Source organism: Campylobacter concisus, from assembly GCF_002913865.1.
Lineage (GTDB): Bacteria > Campylobacterota > Campylobacteria > Campylobacterales > Campylobacteraceae > Campylobacter_A > Campylobacter_A concisus_AM.
In genome coordinates this window covers 12,277-29,520 of the sequence record NZ_POYX01000152.1, presented here as the reverse complement: position 1 = coordinate 29,520, position 17,244 = coordinate 12,277, and the positions used below count along the sequence as shown (strand labels likewise).

Below are 17,244 nucleotides of genomic sequence, written 5' to 3'. Positions count from 1 at the left end.
TACTAGGCCTTTAAACCAACGCCTATTGCAAATGCGTCTGCGTTTCTTACTTCGATACAACTTTCTGTGTAGTATCTCTTTTGGATAGCTGTTTTTGAAGTAGTCACGTCTTTTAGCTCGGTTGGTACAAGTAGTCCATTTTTCATGTAGTCAAAGTCGCCCGCAATGATACAATCACCTAAGCCGTATTTAGGGCTTAAGAAGCGGTGAAGTCTAAAATTTACCCTACCAAAATCAGTGTCAAGGCTAACAACGCTAGAGTTGATGTTTTTCTCGTTACCAAATTGTCTAGTAGCTATTTTGTTAATAGCTGGCTTTAGATCAGCGCCAATGAATACATCTTTTGGAGTTGTGCCTGCATCCCAAATGTTTTGAAGTAGTTGTGATAGCACAGTTTCAGTTAGTGCTGATGGAGTACCTTTCCAATCGCCTGAGCTATCAAATGCTACAACATTGCCACGCTTACCACTTGCAAATGCAGCCGCACCCTTAGCCAAGAAGTAAAATAAGCCTGCCATTTCGCCAGCTGTTGCATCCGTTCTAACAGTCGGTGCTTTAAACACGCTCTTTTTAACATCAGCATCACGGCCTAAACCAAAGATAGCATACTCCATATCTAGCTTATGCTCTTTTGCTCTTTTAGCCGTCTCGCGCTCTAGCTCTTTACCGCCATAAGTTGCCACTGCTTGCATACTTCTTGAAACACTAACGTTTGAAGTGAAAATTTGCACTGCGTTTGAAGTCTTTTGCACGCTTGATTTGATCTGATCGTCAAAGTCAGAAATCTCTAGCTGTGCGTTTTTCTTTGGGGCAGCTAAGCTGTCAGTTAGCCAAGAGTGCTCTATACCTTTAACACTTGAAGTGCCAATTAGTTTAAGTATAGGCGTCTCGTCAGCACCTATTAAAATTATTTTGTCATATACCGAAGGCTTTAGCCCTTCTCTTTTTGTTGCTGGGGCTTGAAACCCAGTAGTTGTTATTGCCATTTCTTTGCTCCTTTTATGCAATTTAATGGCAATTTATCATTTGTAGCTGTGTCAAATCTACCCAATTTTGAGAAAATCAAAGAGAAAATTTAGTGTTTTTAAAAAGAGTGAGCCCTAAAAGATAGGGCTTTTTAATTATTCTTGGAGTTTTTAGTAGAAATGTAGTTAGTTTTTACACCTTGACTAATTTTATTTTTAGTTAGTCTATTTACCGCTTTAGCTTTTACGCCGTCGCTTATATGTTTATTGAGCAATATTTTTTTAACTGCACCAACTTTGTCGCTACTATTGTCTATCGCATCAAGTAGTTTAAGTTTTGGGTTCTCAAACTTCATCGGCTCTTTTAGATTTCTATCAGAATAAAAGGTTATAATATCGTCATTAGCGGAGGTTGAAGTAATTGCGGAGTGTATCCCGCTTCCTCCGTTTTTATCCTTTATGTCATTTATGACAAGTCTAAATCTCACGCCGTCTTTATCTTCCCATTCATAAAGCCTTGCTTTGCGATCATTTATAAATGGTTCTTTATATTCTTTTATAAATTTACGCATATTCTCGCCCATATTTAATAGTTCTTGCTTCGTAACATAACCTTCCTTTGTTGTGTCTTCTAAATGCTTTATCTCGATATGTTTAGCCCCTTTGTTTTTATTTCCTATCGCATATCTTACCGCTCCCTCTACATCCTCTAAATCCTTATAAACTGGAGTTGAAAATTTGCCATTATATGTGACATTATAGATGCCTCGTTTTTCTTTTAACTCAGGCAATTTTTGACTAAAATTTACGCCGTCTTCTCTACTTACAAATGTCTCGTTTGGATTTACGTCAAAAGTCTCATGCGGATGAGCTCTGCCTTTTTTATTTAAGTCGAGCCTATTTTGTACATTCCTCGCTTCAGCTTCACCATGATATAGAGCATATTTTTTATCATTTGCATTGCTTCCTTTTGCAAACCCTTCAATATCTTGTATGGCGTGTTGGATTTCGTGCATTAAGGTAGATTTATCTGCTACTTCTCTAAGACCAATTTCTTTTTTAACTGGGTCGTAATAGCCTTTATCCCCTAATGAATAAATGTCATTTTCTTTATTAAAATTTCCATTGTTTTTTACATGTTTTATTTGGTTTGGGTTAAATGCAACTATTACGTTATCGTCTAATATAATGCTATCATATCCTGCATTTTGCAATTTATCTTTAAATGCTTTTGCCTTTGTATCATATTGTTTTAGGCTGGTATTTTTTATATATTCATAAAGACTTTTCCCAACACCGTTTTTTAAGTCGTCTCTTTTTGCTAAATTCCCAAGCAATGCTTGATATTTATTAGCAGTATCCTTTGTAATTTCTTCCCTTAAATCAAAAGGCTTTTTGGCATTTATATATACCTCCATAACTCCGCTATTTGGTTCTTTTAGCCCATATCGCCCTTTTGAATATTCCTCGCTCAACCCTTTATCAGTTGTAAAGAAAAACCCCCACTTACTTTTATCAAACTTTTGGTCAAACTCGCTTATATTTGATTTTTTAGTCCCATGATAAAAAATTTTTGGCGTTCCATCTGTGTTTTTAGTTAGTGGGGAGCTCTCTTTGTGCCAATCCTTTAAGTTTTTATTATAAAGTTCATCTTTTATTTTTACTACGTTTATATCCTTTAACTCAGGATATGCCTTAAATAGTTCTTTATGCTCTAGCAGGTCGCCTAACTTATCTGCGTTTTGATTTTTGATTTTAGCTGGGTTATCATCTATCTCAAACTTCCACGCTCCGTCCTTGTCTTTATACCACCCAGTGCTTTGCCAAATTTTAACTTCATCTTCGCCTTTTTCTAGCATAGCTTTGGCTTTTGAGAGTTTATTAGCACTAGCATTAAGTGCTTTTTCTCCTGCAAAAGAATTTATACTATTGTTCTTCGCTGATCCATAAATTTTAGTTAATAATTTTGGATTATCTTTTGCCATTTGTGGCATCTTTTTGCCAAGCCCAACAATAGAATTATAAAGCTCTGGGCTTATGCGTTTAACCGCTGAAGCACTAAATTTTGACCCAAACAATGCATAAATAAAGCCTTTTGCAAACTCTTCAGGTCTTATTACATTGCCGTTTTCATCTGTGCCGTTTGCTGTGCCGTTTGCTGTGCCGCCAAGAAAGCCACTTGCGATATGTGGGCTTGCATTGATAGTTTTAGTATTTTTGTCTTTTTGGTTTTTAAAAGTTTTATCTAATTCTTGTGTTTGTTTTGGTATAATCTCATTTGGCAGCCCAAGCTCGCTATTTGATTTGCTGCCTGGCTGGATGAAAGTTTGGATAATGCCAGCATCTTTAGAATTTTCTCTGCTAATCCTATCAAGGCGTTTTATATCTTTTTCTTTTACTTTTGTCGCATGTTTTACTTCTCCACTTTCTTTATCAACTGCCAACTTGCCTATTTTATTGTCGCCAACCCTTTTGACTATTAACGCATAATCAAGTCTGTTATTATTAAAAAAATGCGTTGGTTCATTTTTGATCTCTCTAATCAGCCTAAAAACATCGCTTGGCTTACTAAACATTTCTGGGTGCTTGCTAGCTAGATAATCTAAATCAGCGCTTATTTCTTCAGTTGTTATCTTTGATAAATCTCTTACATTTGGGGCTAAGTCCATTTTTACATTTAAATCACTCTTTGGCGCTGGGCTTTCTTTGGCGATGAAGCCATCGCCTTTTATCTCTGTGTTTTTAGAGTTGCCTTCTGCGGTGTCCATTTTTATTAGATCACTTTTAGCCTGCTCTTTTTTAGCCATAAAATCATCAATTAAACTCCTTATCTCTTTACTTTGTGCCTGAGTAAGTAAATCAAACCTATCTTTTATTGGTATAGCTTCGTTTTTCATTATATCGGTTAAGGCGTCAGACGTAGTTTTTGCTTTTAAAAATGCTTCAGCATATAAATTCTTTTTACCTGCTTGTTTGCCTATTAGTGGGATATGTTTTGCCAAGCGTTCAAAACTTCTTGCTACAAATGCCATAGCTACTTTGCCACTAAAGCTTGTGGCTATACTTCCACCTTGGCTTTTTGTCTTTAGCCCTGCATCTATTGCGTCAATTATGCCTTTTGTGTTTGGGCGAAATTTTGCGTCATCAAATAGTGCTTTTTGTAAAGTTTTCGCTTCGTCACTTACAAATTTAGCGTCGCTTAGTTTTTCTGCTACCGCAATAGGATTAAACCCTTTTCTATTCATGCCAAGATCAACTAGCTCGTCTTTTATTGCACTCCTTATGTAGGCTTTTTCTACTTCTGCTATTTGCTCTTTATTGAGCCCTTTGGTTGTTTTAGCCCAAACGTCATTATTTTTATTGATCAAATCACCGACTTTATCAAAGTTAAAATCGTCGCTCAATAGATCATTGCCCTTATTGAAAATCTTTGTATCTTTTAAGGCTTTCATTTGAGCATATTTTTCGTCCTGCTCTTTTAGTAATGCCCTAAGCTCGCCCCTGTCATCACCAAGAGACTTAAACATGCTATCATCTAACACTTCTTTTAAGGCTCTAGCTTGTTGCTCGCCAGTGTAGTCTGAGTTTCTTATTGCTTTATTTAGATAACGCCTAACATCAAACGCCTTATTAATATTAAAGCCCTCTTGCGCCATTTGATCTAAGGCTATACGCATTTTATCTCTATCTTCTACTTTTGCATAATTAGCCACAATGCTATTTATCGCATCGTCTAGCCCTTTTTTATCTATTTGTAGTGGGCTATTGCCTGCCACTTGCTTGAAGGCATCTACTACTTGGTTATAGTCGCTTTTTGTGGCGTTTACATAACTACCCAAAATATCACTAACAAATGCTTTATCGGTATCATCTAGTTTTCTAAAACTCTCTGGGTTGATCCTAAAGTTTTTATCAATTCCAGCTGCTTCTAATCTCTTTTGTGCTTGGTCATCAATTATTTTTATAGCTTTATTTCGCACCAAGTCATCGCTACCTATTACATCAGCAATAGTTTTCATTTCGCTAGGGTCAGCAAAGGCATTATTTAGTGCGATCTCTTGCTCTTTTGTGATTTGTGGGTCAAGTGTGCCTTTGGCTTTATTCTCTACGTATTCGCCAGCCTTTGTGACTTTATCTTTTACCCAAGGGCTACTTGTTCTATTAGCATAATCATCTGCATAAGCCTTTGCTTTCAGCCCTAAAGTGTTTATATCATTTAGCTCTATTTTATTGTTGGCTAAATAAGCCTCTTTTTCAGCCAGCTCTTCAGGCGACAAGACTGCATCTGCTGCTTTAATACTCCTTGTTATATCTCCCATTGCTGGTGCGTGATTTGAGCTTGTCACATCACCTACTAGCGGGGTATTATTTATTGCATTTGTAATTTTTTGTTTTATATCTACGTCTTTTATCTCATTGCCAAAGCTATCTTTTAATGTTTTGCTCTTGTTAATTACATCGCCTGCTTTATTTATTAGTGCTTTACCGCCTTTAGCCACTGCATAACCTACGCCATCGCCTAACACACTAAGCCCTGCGTTTTCTAGTGCCAAATTTGCTAGTGTTCCAGTATCTACGTTTTGCCCAGTATCATTTGCGTTGTATATATAGTCTCCTGCTGCACCAAGCGCAGAGCCAACTGCCCCACCTGCTATTACTGGTAATAGGCTTGTTCCGCCAGTTAATGGAGCTAAAAGCGCTCCACCTACGCCTGCCACAATAGCTCCTTTATTGGCTTTTGTGCTATGCCAAAGGTCTTTTAATATTCCTTGGTCTAAATCTACAAGCTCACCAGCTTTGTTTTTAAAAAGGACATTGCCGTCAGCATTGACAAGACTGCCTTTGCCTTGTCTTTTTAACTCAGCTGATATTTGTTTTAATGCATCAACCCCTTTTTGCTCTACTACTTCTTTGTCGCCAAAAACCTTTTGTGTAAGTGGCACTTGTGCGTCAAATTGCGCCCTGATACTATTTATTGCATCCACCATTTCTGCGTTATTATCAGCGTTGGCTTCCCTTATGCGGTTGTCATAGCGATCGTCTGGGTCGCTAAAATAGTTTGTCATAGAGCGCTTTAGCTCATTCGCCTTAGCGTTTATCCCTAGCGCCTTTTTATCATTTGTAAAAGTATCATAGTTTTTTGGTTGATTAAATTGCATTTTTTGTCCTTTTAATATTCAGTCACATTGTTATAATTTTTAGTGCTTGCGTTAGCACTTTTACTAAAAAACTTGTCTAATCTCTTATTTACTTTATTAGCCTCATCTATTTCTTTTTGCCACTGCTGTTTTGCATATTGGTTGCTTACACTATCCCTTTTTAGCTCCAGCTCTTTTATGCCAGCAGGTATTGTTATCCCTTGTAGTTTTTTAGCTTGAGAAAACTTGTCGTTATCGGCAATGACACTATCAAGCTCTACTTTAAATTTCTTGTCAAAATCTTTTCTTTCAGCGTCAGCTCTACCAACCCTCATGTTTTGAAACCCTAAGTTGTTTAATGTTGCTAAGATAGCTTCGGCTGCCTTCTTATCTGTTCCTCTTCCCATTAACGCATTTATATTGTCGCCAACTCTATCAAACCAGCCATCATAGTCATCTAGTTTTTTATCCTCTGGGATTTGATTTAGTTGTTCTTTTAGTGCTGCTATTGTTTTTATGGTGTTGCTTTGTGCGAGGTTCGCATCTAGTGCTTTTTTCTCAGCCAGTGCTTTATTTACCGCTGTAACAGCGGCTTTTGGGTTTGTCTTATATTGAGCCACCATTGTTTTTACAAATTTATCTTTATCTATCGTTCCGTCTGGGTTTAGAGCCCCATATTGTCCTGCCAAATAGGCGTTATCTGAATTTGCCTCTGCAAGTGCGACAACTTCATCTTCGTTTGCTTGCATTTTTATTTTTAGGTCTATATCTTTTTGCTCCTGCGACGCCTGCCTTGCTGCTTGTCTATCTAGTAGCATTTGGTTTTTATACCATTGGTTAAAGGCTCTACTTTCATTGTTTGCGTCTATTTGAGCGTTAATTTGTTTTTCTTTGAGCGCAAAATCTCTGGCGTCAGTGTTCATTTTCCACGCTCTATCTTTCTCTTGGTTCTCTATTTGATTTTGCCTCCACGCTTCGTTTGCGTCAAAAAGTTTATTGTTGTAGCTCTCTTGTGCTAAATTTGATCTATTCTCTTCCGCTAGCCTTTGTTTTGTGAAGTTGTTTCTTACGCTATCTTGGTAAATATCCCATAACGCTCTACCAGTTGCACCCACTGCGTCTATTGTGTTGGTGTTGTAGTTAAAATCTACTTTATTTGGGTTAAAATATGGCATTTTTGCTCCTTTTTGTGAGGCTTAAATTAATAAGCCTCATCCTCTTGTTGTTTATGAAAGTTTGATGCGTTCCAAGCATTGACTAAATTTTGATTTGCCTGATTTTCTCTTTGTAATTGCCTTTGTGAAAGCATTTTGTTAAAGTCGTAAGCATCTTTATTTAGTTTAAACGCTTGTTTCGCTGCTTTGTTTTGATTATAAGCGCTCCATAGCGCGCCACCAGTTCCTAATGCTGTTAGCCAGTTAGGTGTGCCACCTGCGTCACCACCAAGCCAACTTAAAAAGCCACCGCTACTACCGCCACCATTATTTTTTCCGCTAGCCACGCCCCCAATTGCTTGTGTTATATTGCTTCCACCCCAGTCGTCAAAAAGTCCTGCCATTTTTTCCTCCTTATAGTCCTGCTAGCTTCAAAAGTTCTGCGCCATATTCCACATCGCTCACGTTCTCGCCTTTTTTTGCTCTATCAAACGCCGATAGCTCACTGCTCGCATTTGAGCCACTTAAAATTTCGTCTGGCTTTTCTTTGCTTTTTGCCACATTGATCATTCCCATTGCGACTGCTTTCCAGCCAACATAATTTTCACCAAGTAGATCACTCATGCCGTGAGCTTTTGCAAACTGGGCTAGATCATCAGGACGTATTGTTGGGTAGTCTTTTTTAAACTCTGCTAGGTTTTTGTCAAAGACTGCTTGCCTTCTAGCTTCCTCAGCTTGCGCTGCTTGAGCTTGCGAGATTTGATCCATTTGAGCTTTTAAGGCGTCAAGATTTCCAAGACCTAAACTGTCAAGTAGTGCTTGTTTTTCAGGGGCAAGCTGTGGTTGTGATGGCTCTTGCGGTTGCTCTTTTGCTGCTAGCGCTTCAGCCATTGCTTGCTTGATAGCCTCGATATTAAGCTCCTCTTTTTTTGGCTCTTCTGCTACTATTGGTTGCTCTGCTGGCTGTTCTTGTGGTTCTTGCGCCACTTCGTTTGTTTCAGGCTCTACCTGCTCGTCACCATTTACGATACTTACTAATTCATTTAGTGCTTCTTGCTCTGTCATTTATTACTCCTCTTTGTAATTTTCAAAAAAACTTAAAAGACTTTCAAGTGTTTTTATGCTCTCGATCGCCCTTAACCTCATTTCATCGCTGTTCTTTTCATTTTGGCTAGCGGTCACACTTGCCGCATAAAGCCCTAATAGATATTCTGAAAAACCCCTAAACGCTTGGCATTGCGTCAGCTGGTAAAGCTCCTGCTTCTGCGTCAAGGCTTGCCACGCTTGGCAAAATAGCCTGTGGCTTAAGTTGTTTAGCAAGCTCACTCTCCTTTCCGATAAAATTCTCTGGGTCTTTTATGCCATATAGTGGCAATAACTCTAATAGGATTTTCTCGTTTGCTTCTTTCATTCTATTTGCACCCTCGCCGTCTTGAAGTTGTAAGCACATACCAAATTGAGCTGCTATTACTTGGCTAGCGTCCATTAGGCTTTTTTTCTGCACCTCTTTGTTTAGTGCGCCTATGCCAGTGTTTAGATTGATGTTAAAGCTCGGTATTTCACCACGATTAAACCCTGCAAAAAATACTGGATCACCATATTTCCAAACAAGAAATGCAAGGCGCTCAAATATAGGCTCAAAAAAGGTCTCATTGTAGGTTCTTATATACCCTTGAAGCCTTACGCTACCTTCATTTGCCATAATTGACGCCATTGTCGCTGTTTCCTGCCTAGTTGTTGGTGCTCCGTTTTGTTGTGGGCTTACTCCGCTTACTTCGCTCATCTCTTGCTCGATCACTTGAAGTGTAGCCATTGAAGCGTTGATGTCGCCAGGCGGTACTATCTTGATGTCTGCTGGTCTATCAGCGAAAATCGCACCGCTTGGGCGCTCTAAATCAGCTCTTGATATGCTCGCACTTCGGTCAAAAATGATCTTTGGTGTTGCTTGGTTTCTTGTTACATCTGTGATTGAATTTCTGATCGCATTTAGTTCATCTTGCAAAGGCAAAAGCGAGGCAAGAGCTGGCTCACCATAAGCACAAACAAAAGTTTGATCAGTATTGCGTTTTGTTTGTGGCAGCATATAGCCAAAAATAAATGGCTGTCCGTCTTTTAGTTCTACTTTATCTCTTAGTAGTTCGCTATTGTAAAGCGTGCTAACGCTCCATTTCTCATCATTTAGTTCATAAATTTCATTTAGGCAAATTCTCTCATAAGGTCTGTTCTCGCTTAGATCAATTTGTTTAAAAGTTTTATTCTTGATTAACTTTTTGATGTCGTTTGTCGTGAGGTAAATTCTATGCACGATATAGCGGATGTCATCTGTATTTTTGGCATCAGGGTCAAAATAGATGTCGTTTATATCCACTTCCTCTATCTTTGCTTCATCTTTTGCCCAAAACACTTTTACTACCGAGCTTGCCGAGAAAGCAGCTTTTAAAAAGATAGGCGAAAAAATCTTATACAAATTTATCTTGTCGCAATAGAAATTTAGCGCCTCTTGCCACTTGTCGATCACATCATGCGTTGAGTTTATGTATGGCTCTAGCTTTGCAAATGTGTCATTGTTGAAATATGTTTCGGTTAGGCCGTCATATATCCTTTTTGCTTTTGAGTTGAGCTTTGGTATGTAGTTTTTGCTTTTATTTCTCTCTTTGAGGCTGTTATACTGCTCGCTTTCTAACACAAGCAAATACGCATCATTTAGCTTGTCAAAAAACGGCTTATATTCCGCATAGCCATTGTATGCTGTTTGCACTAACTCCTCGAGGTAGCTTATTCTCTCATCGTTCGTCATTTTCGTGTCCTACTCTGTAAATTGTGCTTCTGCTGACATTTGTTAGCTCTTTCACTCGTTTTTTATCAACCCCTTTTTCTTTTAGAGCCGTTGCAAGTTTTACTCTAGCTTGTTTTGTAGGGATAAATTTTACCCCCTTAAGCCACTCACAAATCATCACACAAAAACAAAGACGCAAAGCCTCATCATCAAGTGTTGCCACCTTTCTAATTAAACTTACGTCGATATTTTCTGAAATATACTCGATTTGTTTTCTCAAATCTACCCAATTTTGACACTCTTTCACCAAACGCCTCCGTCATCGTAGTTGATTGTGTTAGTCTTTGCCGGTAGTGGATCAAAAAAGGTCAATGCTAAAGCATCCGCCAAGTCAGGGCTAAAGCCAAACTCTTTTTTGATATTCTCTTTTGGCAAGAGCAAATAGCGCTCTTTCTTGTCATAGTAAAAACTAATGGTACTAAGCTGTTTTTTTAGCTTGTCGTTTGGCACGATGCTAAGTAGCCTAAATTTCTCTTTGAGTGTAAAATATGCTTCCGCTCTCTTGTTGGCGTAAAGCTTCTCATTTGTTGCCTTGTATGAAAATTTTGCCTCTCTGACTATCCCACGCAAGCCAAAATCCACTAAGGTATCAAATACCCCAGCACCCACACCAACACTATCAATAAAAATAGCGTCTGGCTTCTCTTCACTTCTCTCATAAATGCCAAAAATCTCTCTTGCTAAAGCCGTCACGCTATCAAGCCTAAATGTGTAAAAGTTTGTAACACCATATCCTTGTCTAATACAAAGCACGCTTTCATCGTCACCCTCACGTGCCACGTCTAGCCCCCAAACAATGCTGACTTTTTCATTTGGCATCTGCGTGCTAAATGCGTTTTCAATTAGGGCAAGATTAAAAAGCACGTTTGAGGTAGTATCTAAAAACTCGCCGTATATCTCTTGGCGTACTACGTCGCTATCTATACCGCCAAGCTCCGCCACCATTTCATCTATCTGCTCTTTTTTTAGTAGCGGATTATTAAAACTTGATATTTGAAAATTTACCCAGTCTTTCTCGCCACTCATTCCACGTTTGGCAAGGTCATAAAAGCGGTTTTTCCCTTTTGGCACGCCGCCTATAAACGCTCTTGATTTTGGGTTATCTAGCAACATTGCCCTTATGGCGTTATCCCAAAGATAGGCATCTTTTAAGATAATGCCAGCTTCGTTTAGGATCACTATGTCGTAGCCAAAGCCCTCGATATTTTCTGGGCGTTCTGCGCTTCTCATATCAAGGTAGCCCTCGCCAATACTTAGCTTTTTATCTTGTGCGTGAAATTTATACAGCTCTTTTGGTAGAGCTTTTAATTCAGGCAAAAAATAGCGTTCATAATATCTTTGTAGGTTTGATGTGATAGTATCTACCCAAAGCACTTTTTTACCCTCTAAAAGCCACTCGATTGTGGCGTTTGCTATCCCCTTGGTAAATCCTACACGCCGACCTTTTTCTATTGTAGTAAAGCGTGCGGTATTCTCAAAAAAGACTTCCTTTTGCCACGGCGTATAGGTTAGGCAAAGCGCAGTTTCACTCATCGCCTTTTAGTTCCTTTCGCTCAATGATTATCTTTTGCTCGCTTTGCACGTTTGCATTGTTTATCACCGTATCAGCCTCACGCCCTAACACAGTCTCTTTGTTTCTAGCCGTGATCCTGCTATGGGCTTCAACGTCTGCTATCCTATCGCTCATCTCTAGCATCTCATCAGCTTTCTTTTGATTTCTGAGCGCTGCGTTTTGAAAATAGATCAGGTGTTTAGTCTTTTCATCTACTATTTCGTGAAACGCTTTCACTTTTGTTTCATTTTCGTTGGCTAAAGCCGTATTTATCGCCACTTGTTGTTTCACTAATTCAGCATCTGCCTGGCTTATGCCGTTGCAAATTTTAAAAACTGCACCTATACTTACGTCATATTTGAAGGCTAAACTTTTCTTGCTAGCCCCTAATTGATACTCGGCTATGATCGCTTCTTTTGTCTTGTCGCTTATCTTTGCCATTAATAAATCCTAAACTCGCCCTCTATTACTCCAAGGGCTATTTTTCTCTCTAGCAGTTTTCGCTTTATCTTAAAAACTTCCGTCTGCATTCCCTTTACGTCCTCTATTATCCTCTTGCCATTTTTTAAGCGGTATGTAAAATCTGCTATGTATCTGATCTCACGCACGGTTCTAAAACCTTGTCTTGTTGTTTCGTCTGCTATGGTGTAGCTAGGCATTAGCACAAACGGCACTTGGCGATTTAATTCGCTTATCTCTCCAGCTCTTTGTAAGGCTTCTAGCTCTTGGTTTCTGCGCCATTCCTTAGCACTATCAAAGCCCTTGGTTTTTTTGTTGCCATATTTGTTCCTAACGTTCACCAAAACGTTGCCAATTCTCATCAGCTACCTCCTCGTATTTTTCTATACTCTCGTGTTTGTGTGCGTGGCACCATTGATGACACTCTCTACAAACGGCTATTTGTTTGCTGTCGTCCTTATCTGCTCCAAACCTGCCATATCTTACGTGGTGGCACTCTATGCTTTGTTGCTCCTCACATATTTGACAAAGTGGGTATGCTTCAAGTAGTCTTAGTTGGTAGGCTCTATTTTTGCTTTTAGTTAATCTCAAAATAGCTCCCTTGTTTCGTCGCCCTTATGCTTCTCATTCCACTTTCTCATTACTTCAAACACTCCGCTTTCGGTTATCGTGATATATACGGCTTTCATTTCACGCTCTCTTTGCGATATTTACCACAATGGCAGATAGTCCAAGCCTTAGCCTTGCTCTTGCCTCATCGCTCATTTTTATCGGCGCGTCTGGGTCAGCTGGGAGTAAATTTGCATTATTCGCCGCCTCTATTTTTGCCTGCTCTTTCTCTTTTATTTCTCTTTCGCTTATGTATTTGATTACGCCGATGCGCTTTTGATTTTTAAAGAGCCACGCATAAACCTCTGCCTCGTCATCACTGCTTAGCTGTACTGGCTTGCCTGCTTGGTTAATGTGGTAGTGGTTGATTAGGTTGCCATATTCATCTACGCCGATGATCACAAAATCTTTGTAGGTTGCTCCATAGCAAAGCCTCTCATTGCGAAAAAAAGTTTTTACAAACTCTACCAACTGCTCGATATTTTTAAAGCTAAATTTGTCATCTCTGATCGCCTCTAGTGCCCTTTGTTTTCTAAAAGCTGCTACGGCGTTTTTTGTGATTAGCTCGCTTGACTGCTTCGGTTGGATAAAATTTGTCCTATACGCAAAAAATGGGATAATATCCTCATCTTTTAGTGGTTTAAGTAGCTCTGCTGTAATTAGTGCTTGGGTTTCATTTACGCCAAGCGCTTCTTTGATCGTTTGTATGCGGTTCATTAAAACGGCTCCTTGTTTTGATTTGCTATGGCGTTCGTTTCTCTTGTGCTCTCTAAGTAGTAGCTCACATCGCCACCAAAGCGTCTTACGTCCTCCACGCTTAGGCTTAAGCCGTTTTGTGTCTTGTAGCTAGGCTTTGGCTTAAAAACCCCTTGCCACTCGTTCGCCATTGCTTCTCGTATGCAGGCATTAACGTCTATGCCCTCGCTTGCCCATTTAGCCCACTCGCTAAATTTCATCTCGATACCCTTAGTGCTTAGTTTCTCTCGTCGCTCTTTCTTGTAGGCTAGATATTTTTGCCATAGGTTTGGATCAATGAAATCAGGTAGCAAAATGTCCTTAGGGGGTAGGGGGTTATTATTAGCTTGTAATTTTAATAGCTTGTAATTTTCTTGGCTTGTATTATTATTACGCGCGCAAACATTATATGGCGGTTCAAAATTTTCTGCATCGCCGTTAAAATTTTCTTTAACGGCGTTTAGATTTTCTTTATCGGCGGTTAAAGGATTTTTTAACGGCGGTTGTTCCTCGTTATTTAGGGCAAGTAGTTTAATTTTTCTGTTTGTTACCACTGCTCCAAATTTCTGTAACTCAACTTCAATGTAGCCATATTTTTTTAATTTAGAAATAGCACTTGAAATCCAAACCGATGTTTTATTTAGTTTGCCTGCTAAGTAGTCATTATTGGCGTAGCAGTACCCCTCTTTCGCCGATAATGAAGAGATTAAAAGCAAGAGCCTAAGCTCGTTTTGTATTCTTTCATCAAATAGCCAAGAGTTAAAGCAAATCGCATATCCATTTTGTAAATTATCACTCATTTAAACCCCCTCCACGTTTCGATAAATGCATCAAGCACTAGTAACGCAAAAATAATAAGTATAAGGCACGTTTGATTGCTCATCACGCTATCCTTTCTGTGGGTTTTAATATTGAAGTGCTACATCCGCTTATCACATCTTTTTTTGATCCAACCTCTATCAGGTAGCCGCGCTCTATTAACTCATTAACACGGCCGCAAACGCTATTAATCGCTACGTTATACCAGCGTGAAATTTCTTGCCTTGTCGCACCCTCTTTATGCTCACAAAACATTTCATATACGGCTCTACGTTTGCCACTTAGCTCTGGTTTTAGTTTGTTATATGCCTCTAGGCTGTTATTCGCGACCATTCAACATCCTTTCTCGTTTGCTTCTTTGTTTGTGCTATAATCCCCAAAAGGACTATTGATGTTTGAAACACTAGATACACTCCTTAAAGTGCTTATCCTTAATGGCTTTACTCTCTTATCCATTGTTCTTATTATTGGCTCTATTTTTTTATCAGGTGTTGTTTGTGGCGTTTTGATAAATAGACATTTTGGCACTAAACCTTTTTGGACTGAAAAAGAATTTGTTTGTGTCCTAGAAGACGAAAACGACACTAAATTTAAAGTCGATGTAAATGTTCTTTTTAAAAATGCAAAGATAGCTCGCATTGATTGTCCTTTTTTCAAAAAAAGCAAATGCAAGGGCGACCATAAGTGCTTAATGTTAGAAAAAAGATTGTAGTTAGCCATTTTTTTCTACCTCTAAAATGTATGCATTTAGCTTGTCGCCCCAAGCATAAAAGGGGTGTCCCAACTCTTGCAAAGCTGCGTATCTCACATCCCCATTAGGTTTTTTGTTGTTTGATCCACACGCGTATGTATTGCAAGTCCCAGCTGACTTGTAAAATTTACCAAGCCATTTTCTAATCTTTTTTCTATATTCTGTCTGTTTCATAACCTTATATTACTATCTGTTATATAAAATATAACTTAAGGTTATTTGATTTTTAATGATTTTAGTTATAAAATATTACGCAAAGTTATATCTTGCGAAGGGGTAAAAAATGAAAGAATTTAAAGATAAATTGTCAGATTTACTAAAAGAAAAAGGTATAAATACTATACAATTTGCCGATATTTTAGGCATTTCACAGCCTTTAGTTAGCCAGTGGTTAGCTGGAGAAAAGAGGACAAAAAAACATTTATTGCCACTGGCTAAATTTTCAGGCTATCCGATCGCTTATTGGCTAGACGACACCATAGAAAAACCAACAGAAGCCCATAAATATACAGATAATATCTCTTCTAGCAGTGCCAAAACTGTGTATATCCCTTTTTATAAAGACGGCGTAGTTTCTGCAGGTCGTGGCGCTGAAAACGACGATTTTGGCGAACCTGAATTGCTGCCTTTTAATCCAAACGATTTAAAAATTATGTTTAATGTTAGTCCGCACGCAAAACTAGGCATTGTTCCTTGTTTCGGTAACTCAATGGAGCCGACTATTAAAGAAAGTGACTTGGTTGTTTTTTGTGATGACATAAACCAAATAGAGGGCGCTATTTATGTTTGTAAATATGAAAACGAAATTTTTATAAAAAGAATAAAAAAACGTCCTACATTGGCGTTAATAAGTGATAATAAGGACTACGAGCCAATAATTATCGAGGAAGAGTTAAACGTCGAAATTTTAGGGCGTGTTGTTGGTTGTTACGCCATAAACTCTAAGAGAATATAATAAAAGTCTAACGTTTGAGGATTATGGGATCAAATAGTAAAATGGTGCGCTTTTTTTAATTATAAAAAAAAGTTATTTTCTGCTAAAATAAGAAATTAGGATATTTTGGTGGCAAGAATAGAAAAATGGGAAAACAAGAAGCATTTATAACTCCTAGTATATTAGAATGGGCTATTAATAGAGCTGGCGTTAGTGTAGAAAACGTACATGAAAAAGCGGCAAAATGGATAAGTGGCGAGGCAAGACCGACGTTTAAGCAAGCTGTCGATATTGCTAAAACGCTACAAATTCCTTTTGGCTATTTATGGCTCAAAGAACCACCTAAAGAGAAAGAAATAATCCCAGATTTAAGAACAATCGGCAATACTTCAAACCCTGAACATTCTTTAGAATTAAAAACACTTATAAGCAACACTAAATTTAAACAAGAGTGGTTTAAAGAATATGTCATAGAAAATAGCATCCATATTGATCGTGTCGTTGGCAAGTTTTCAATAGATAGTAGCTCGGATGATATAGCTCTCGACATTATAAAAAAATTAGAAGCTGATACTGTAATAGCTAAAAATAGAAAGAAAGAAGATGTATTAAAACATTTTATAAAAAAAGCTGAAAAACTAAATATTCTTGTAATGAAAAATAAAAGTCTAGGGGCAACAAAAAAATCTCTTAATTTATCTGAATTTAGGGGGTTTGCTATATATGATGATATTGCCCCTCTGGTTTTTATAAACTCCAATGATAGCAAAGCGGCTCAAATTTTTACTCTTATACATGAACTAGCTCATTTGTGGATAGGGCAAAGCGGAATATCTGATTTAAAACAAGAAAATGCAACCATGGTTGAATTAAAGTGCAATGAGGTAGCTGCAAAAGTATTGATGCCTGAGCCAGAAATAAGAAGTATGTTTAAAAAAAGTGACATTGATGGGTTAAGTAATATGGCAGATTTTTTTTCAGTAAGCACCCTAGCTATCCTCAATAGAATACGAGCACTAGGGTTAATACCCTATGATGTTTATACTAATCTCTACAGCGAGGAAATAAATAAATTTGATGAAATAAGTATATACTCTAATAAAGAAAAGGGGTTTGCTCCACCTCAAAAGCTGGTTAGATCTAGAAATGGTGATCTTTTTGCTTTTGCTGTTGTCGATGCGGTGTTAAATAATAAAGAAAGTTATACAAATGCCGTGAGGTTATTTGATTATAAAAAGTTTGATATTATAGAAAAAGTTGGCAAAGAATTTGGGATATTAAGATGAGAAAAA

The 17,244-nt window shown here is 38.2% G+C and carries 18 protein-coding genes; 3 read left to right on the top strand and 15 right to left on the bottom strand.

Annotated elements, in window-relative coordinates; all coding sequences use genetic code 11:
• Window positions 1-2: 2 nt before the first annotated feature.
• From CYP77_RS09585 to CYP77_RS09520, 14 genes are all read right to left on the bottom strand, one after another.
• Complete coding sequence (locus tag CYP77_RS09585) at window positions 3-986, bottom strand: SU10 major capsid protein (protein ID WP_103567425.1); 984 nt, start codon at window positions 984-986, stop codon at window positions 3-5.
• 131 nt (window positions 987-1,117) lie between these two features.
• On the bottom strand, window positions 1,118-6,124 hold the full coding sequence (locus CYP77_RS09580) for an LPD23 domain-containing protein (RefSeq protein ID WP_103567426.1): 5,007 nt from the start codon (window positions 6,122-6,124) through the stop codon (window positions 1,118-1,120).
• An 11-nt stretch (window positions 6,125-6,135) separates the two neighbouring features.
• Window positions 6,136-7,278 (bottom strand): hypothetical protein, encoded by a 1,143-nt coding sequence (locus CYP77_RS09575; protein ID WP_103567427.1) that lies wholly within the window; start codon window positions 7,276-7,278, stop codon window positions 6,136-6,138.
• Between the two features lie 26 nt (window positions 7,279-7,304).
• A complete protein-coding gene (locus tag CYP77_RS09570) occupies window positions 7,305-7,661 on the bottom strand; it encodes a hypothetical protein (RefSeq protein WP_181001447.1) in 357 nt (118 codons plus the stop codon).
• Between the two features lie 10 nt (window positions 7,662-7,671).
• Entirely contained in the window at window positions 7,672-8,322 is a 651-nt protein-coding gene (locus CYP77_RS09565) for an HIT family hydrolase (RefSeq protein ID WP_103567428.1), read from the bottom strand.
• Between the two features lie 157 nt (window positions 8,323-8,479).
• Entirely contained in the window at window positions 8,480-10,054 is a 1,575-nt protein-coding gene (locus CYP77_RS09560; protein ID WP_181001448.1) for a portal protein, read from the bottom strand.
• Window positions 10,041-10,340 (bottom strand): hypothetical protein, encoded by a 300-nt coding sequence (locus CYP77_RS09555; RefSeq protein ID WP_141090853.1) that lies wholly within the window; start codon window positions 10,338-10,340, stop codon window positions 10,041-10,043. The genes CYP77_RS09560 and CYP77_RS09555 overlap by 14 nt, the downstream gene beginning before the upstream one ends.
• Complete coding sequence (locus tag CYP77_RS09550; protein ID WP_103567430.1) at window positions 10,337-11,626, bottom strand: phosphatase; 1,290 nt, start codon at window positions 11,624-11,626, stop codon at window positions 10,337-10,339. Before CYP77_RS09550 ends, CYP77_RS09555 begins: the two co-directional genes overlap by 4 nt.
• A complete protein-coding gene (locus CYP77_RS09545; protein ID WP_087582237.1) occupies window positions 11,619-12,086 on the bottom strand; it encodes a hypothetical protein in 468 nt (155 codons plus the stop codon). The genes CYP77_RS09550 and CYP77_RS09545 overlap by 8 nt, the downstream gene beginning before the upstream one ends.
• A complete protein-coding gene (locus CYP77_RS09540; protein WP_103567431.1) occupies window positions 12,086-12,466 on the bottom strand; it encodes a DUF1064 domain-containing protein in 381 nt (126 codons plus the stop codon). Before CYP77_RS09540 ends, CYP77_RS09545 begins: the two co-directional genes overlap by 1 nt.
• Window positions 12,435-12,695 (bottom strand): hypothetical protein, encoded by a 261-nt coding sequence (locus CYP77_RS09535; protein WP_103567432.1) that lies wholly within the window; start codon window positions 12,693-12,695, stop codon window positions 12,435-12,437. The genes CYP77_RS09540 and CYP77_RS09535 overlap by 32 nt, the downstream gene beginning before the upstream one ends.
• A 99-nt stretch (window positions 12,696-12,794) precedes the next feature.
• On the bottom strand, window positions 12,795-13,430 hold the full coding sequence (locus CYP77_RS09530) for a hypothetical protein (protein WP_103567433.1): 636 nt from the start codon (window positions 13,428-13,430) through the stop codon (window positions 12,795-12,797).
• Window positions 13,430-14,248, bottom strand: a complete 819-nt coding sequence (locus CYP77_RS09525; RefSeq protein WP_103567434.1) for a helix-turn-helix domain-containing protein — start codon at window positions 14,246-14,248, stop codon at window positions 13,430-13,432. Before CYP77_RS09525 ends, CYP77_RS09530 begins: the two co-directional genes overlap by 1 nt.
• Window positions 14,249-14,330: 82 nt before the next feature.
• A complete protein-coding gene (locus CYP77_RS09520) occupies window positions 14,331-14,600 on the bottom strand; it encodes a hypothetical protein (protein WP_103567435.1) in 270 nt (89 codons plus the stop codon).
• Window positions 14,601-14,658: 58 nt separating this feature from the next.
• Here CYP77_RS09520 and CYP77_RS09515 point away from each other — a divergent pair, with 58 nt between their 5' ends.
• Window positions 14,659-14,979: a hypothetical protein gene (locus CYP77_RS09515; RefSeq protein WP_103567436.1), complete on the top strand. Its 321-nt coding sequence runs from the start codon at window positions 14,659-14,661 to the stop codon at window positions 14,977-14,979.
• Here the strand turns inward: CYP77_RS09515 and CYP77_RS09510 are convergent, their stop codons facing one another.
• On the bottom strand, window positions 14,980-15,192 hold the full coding sequence (locus CYP77_RS09510; RefSeq protein ID WP_103567437.1) for a hypothetical protein: 213 nt from the start codon (window positions 15,190-15,192) through the stop codon (window positions 14,980-14,982).
• A 109-nt stretch (window positions 15,193-15,301) separates the two neighbouring features.
• Between CYP77_RS09510 and CYP77_RS09505 the strand changes: the two genes are divergently transcribed.
• Window positions 15,302-15,973, top strand: coding sequence for an XRE family transcriptional regulator (locus CYP77_RS09505; protein ID WP_103567438.1), 672 nt, complete (start codon window positions 15,302-15,304; stop codon window positions 15,971-15,973).
• Between the two features lie 125 nt (window positions 15,974-16,098).
• A complete protein-coding gene (locus CYP77_RS09500) occupies window positions 16,099-17,238 on the top strand; it encodes an ImmA/IrrE family metallo-endopeptidase (protein ID WP_103567439.1) in 1,140 nt (379 codons plus the stop codon).
• Window positions 17,239-17,244 lie beyond the last annotated feature (6 nt).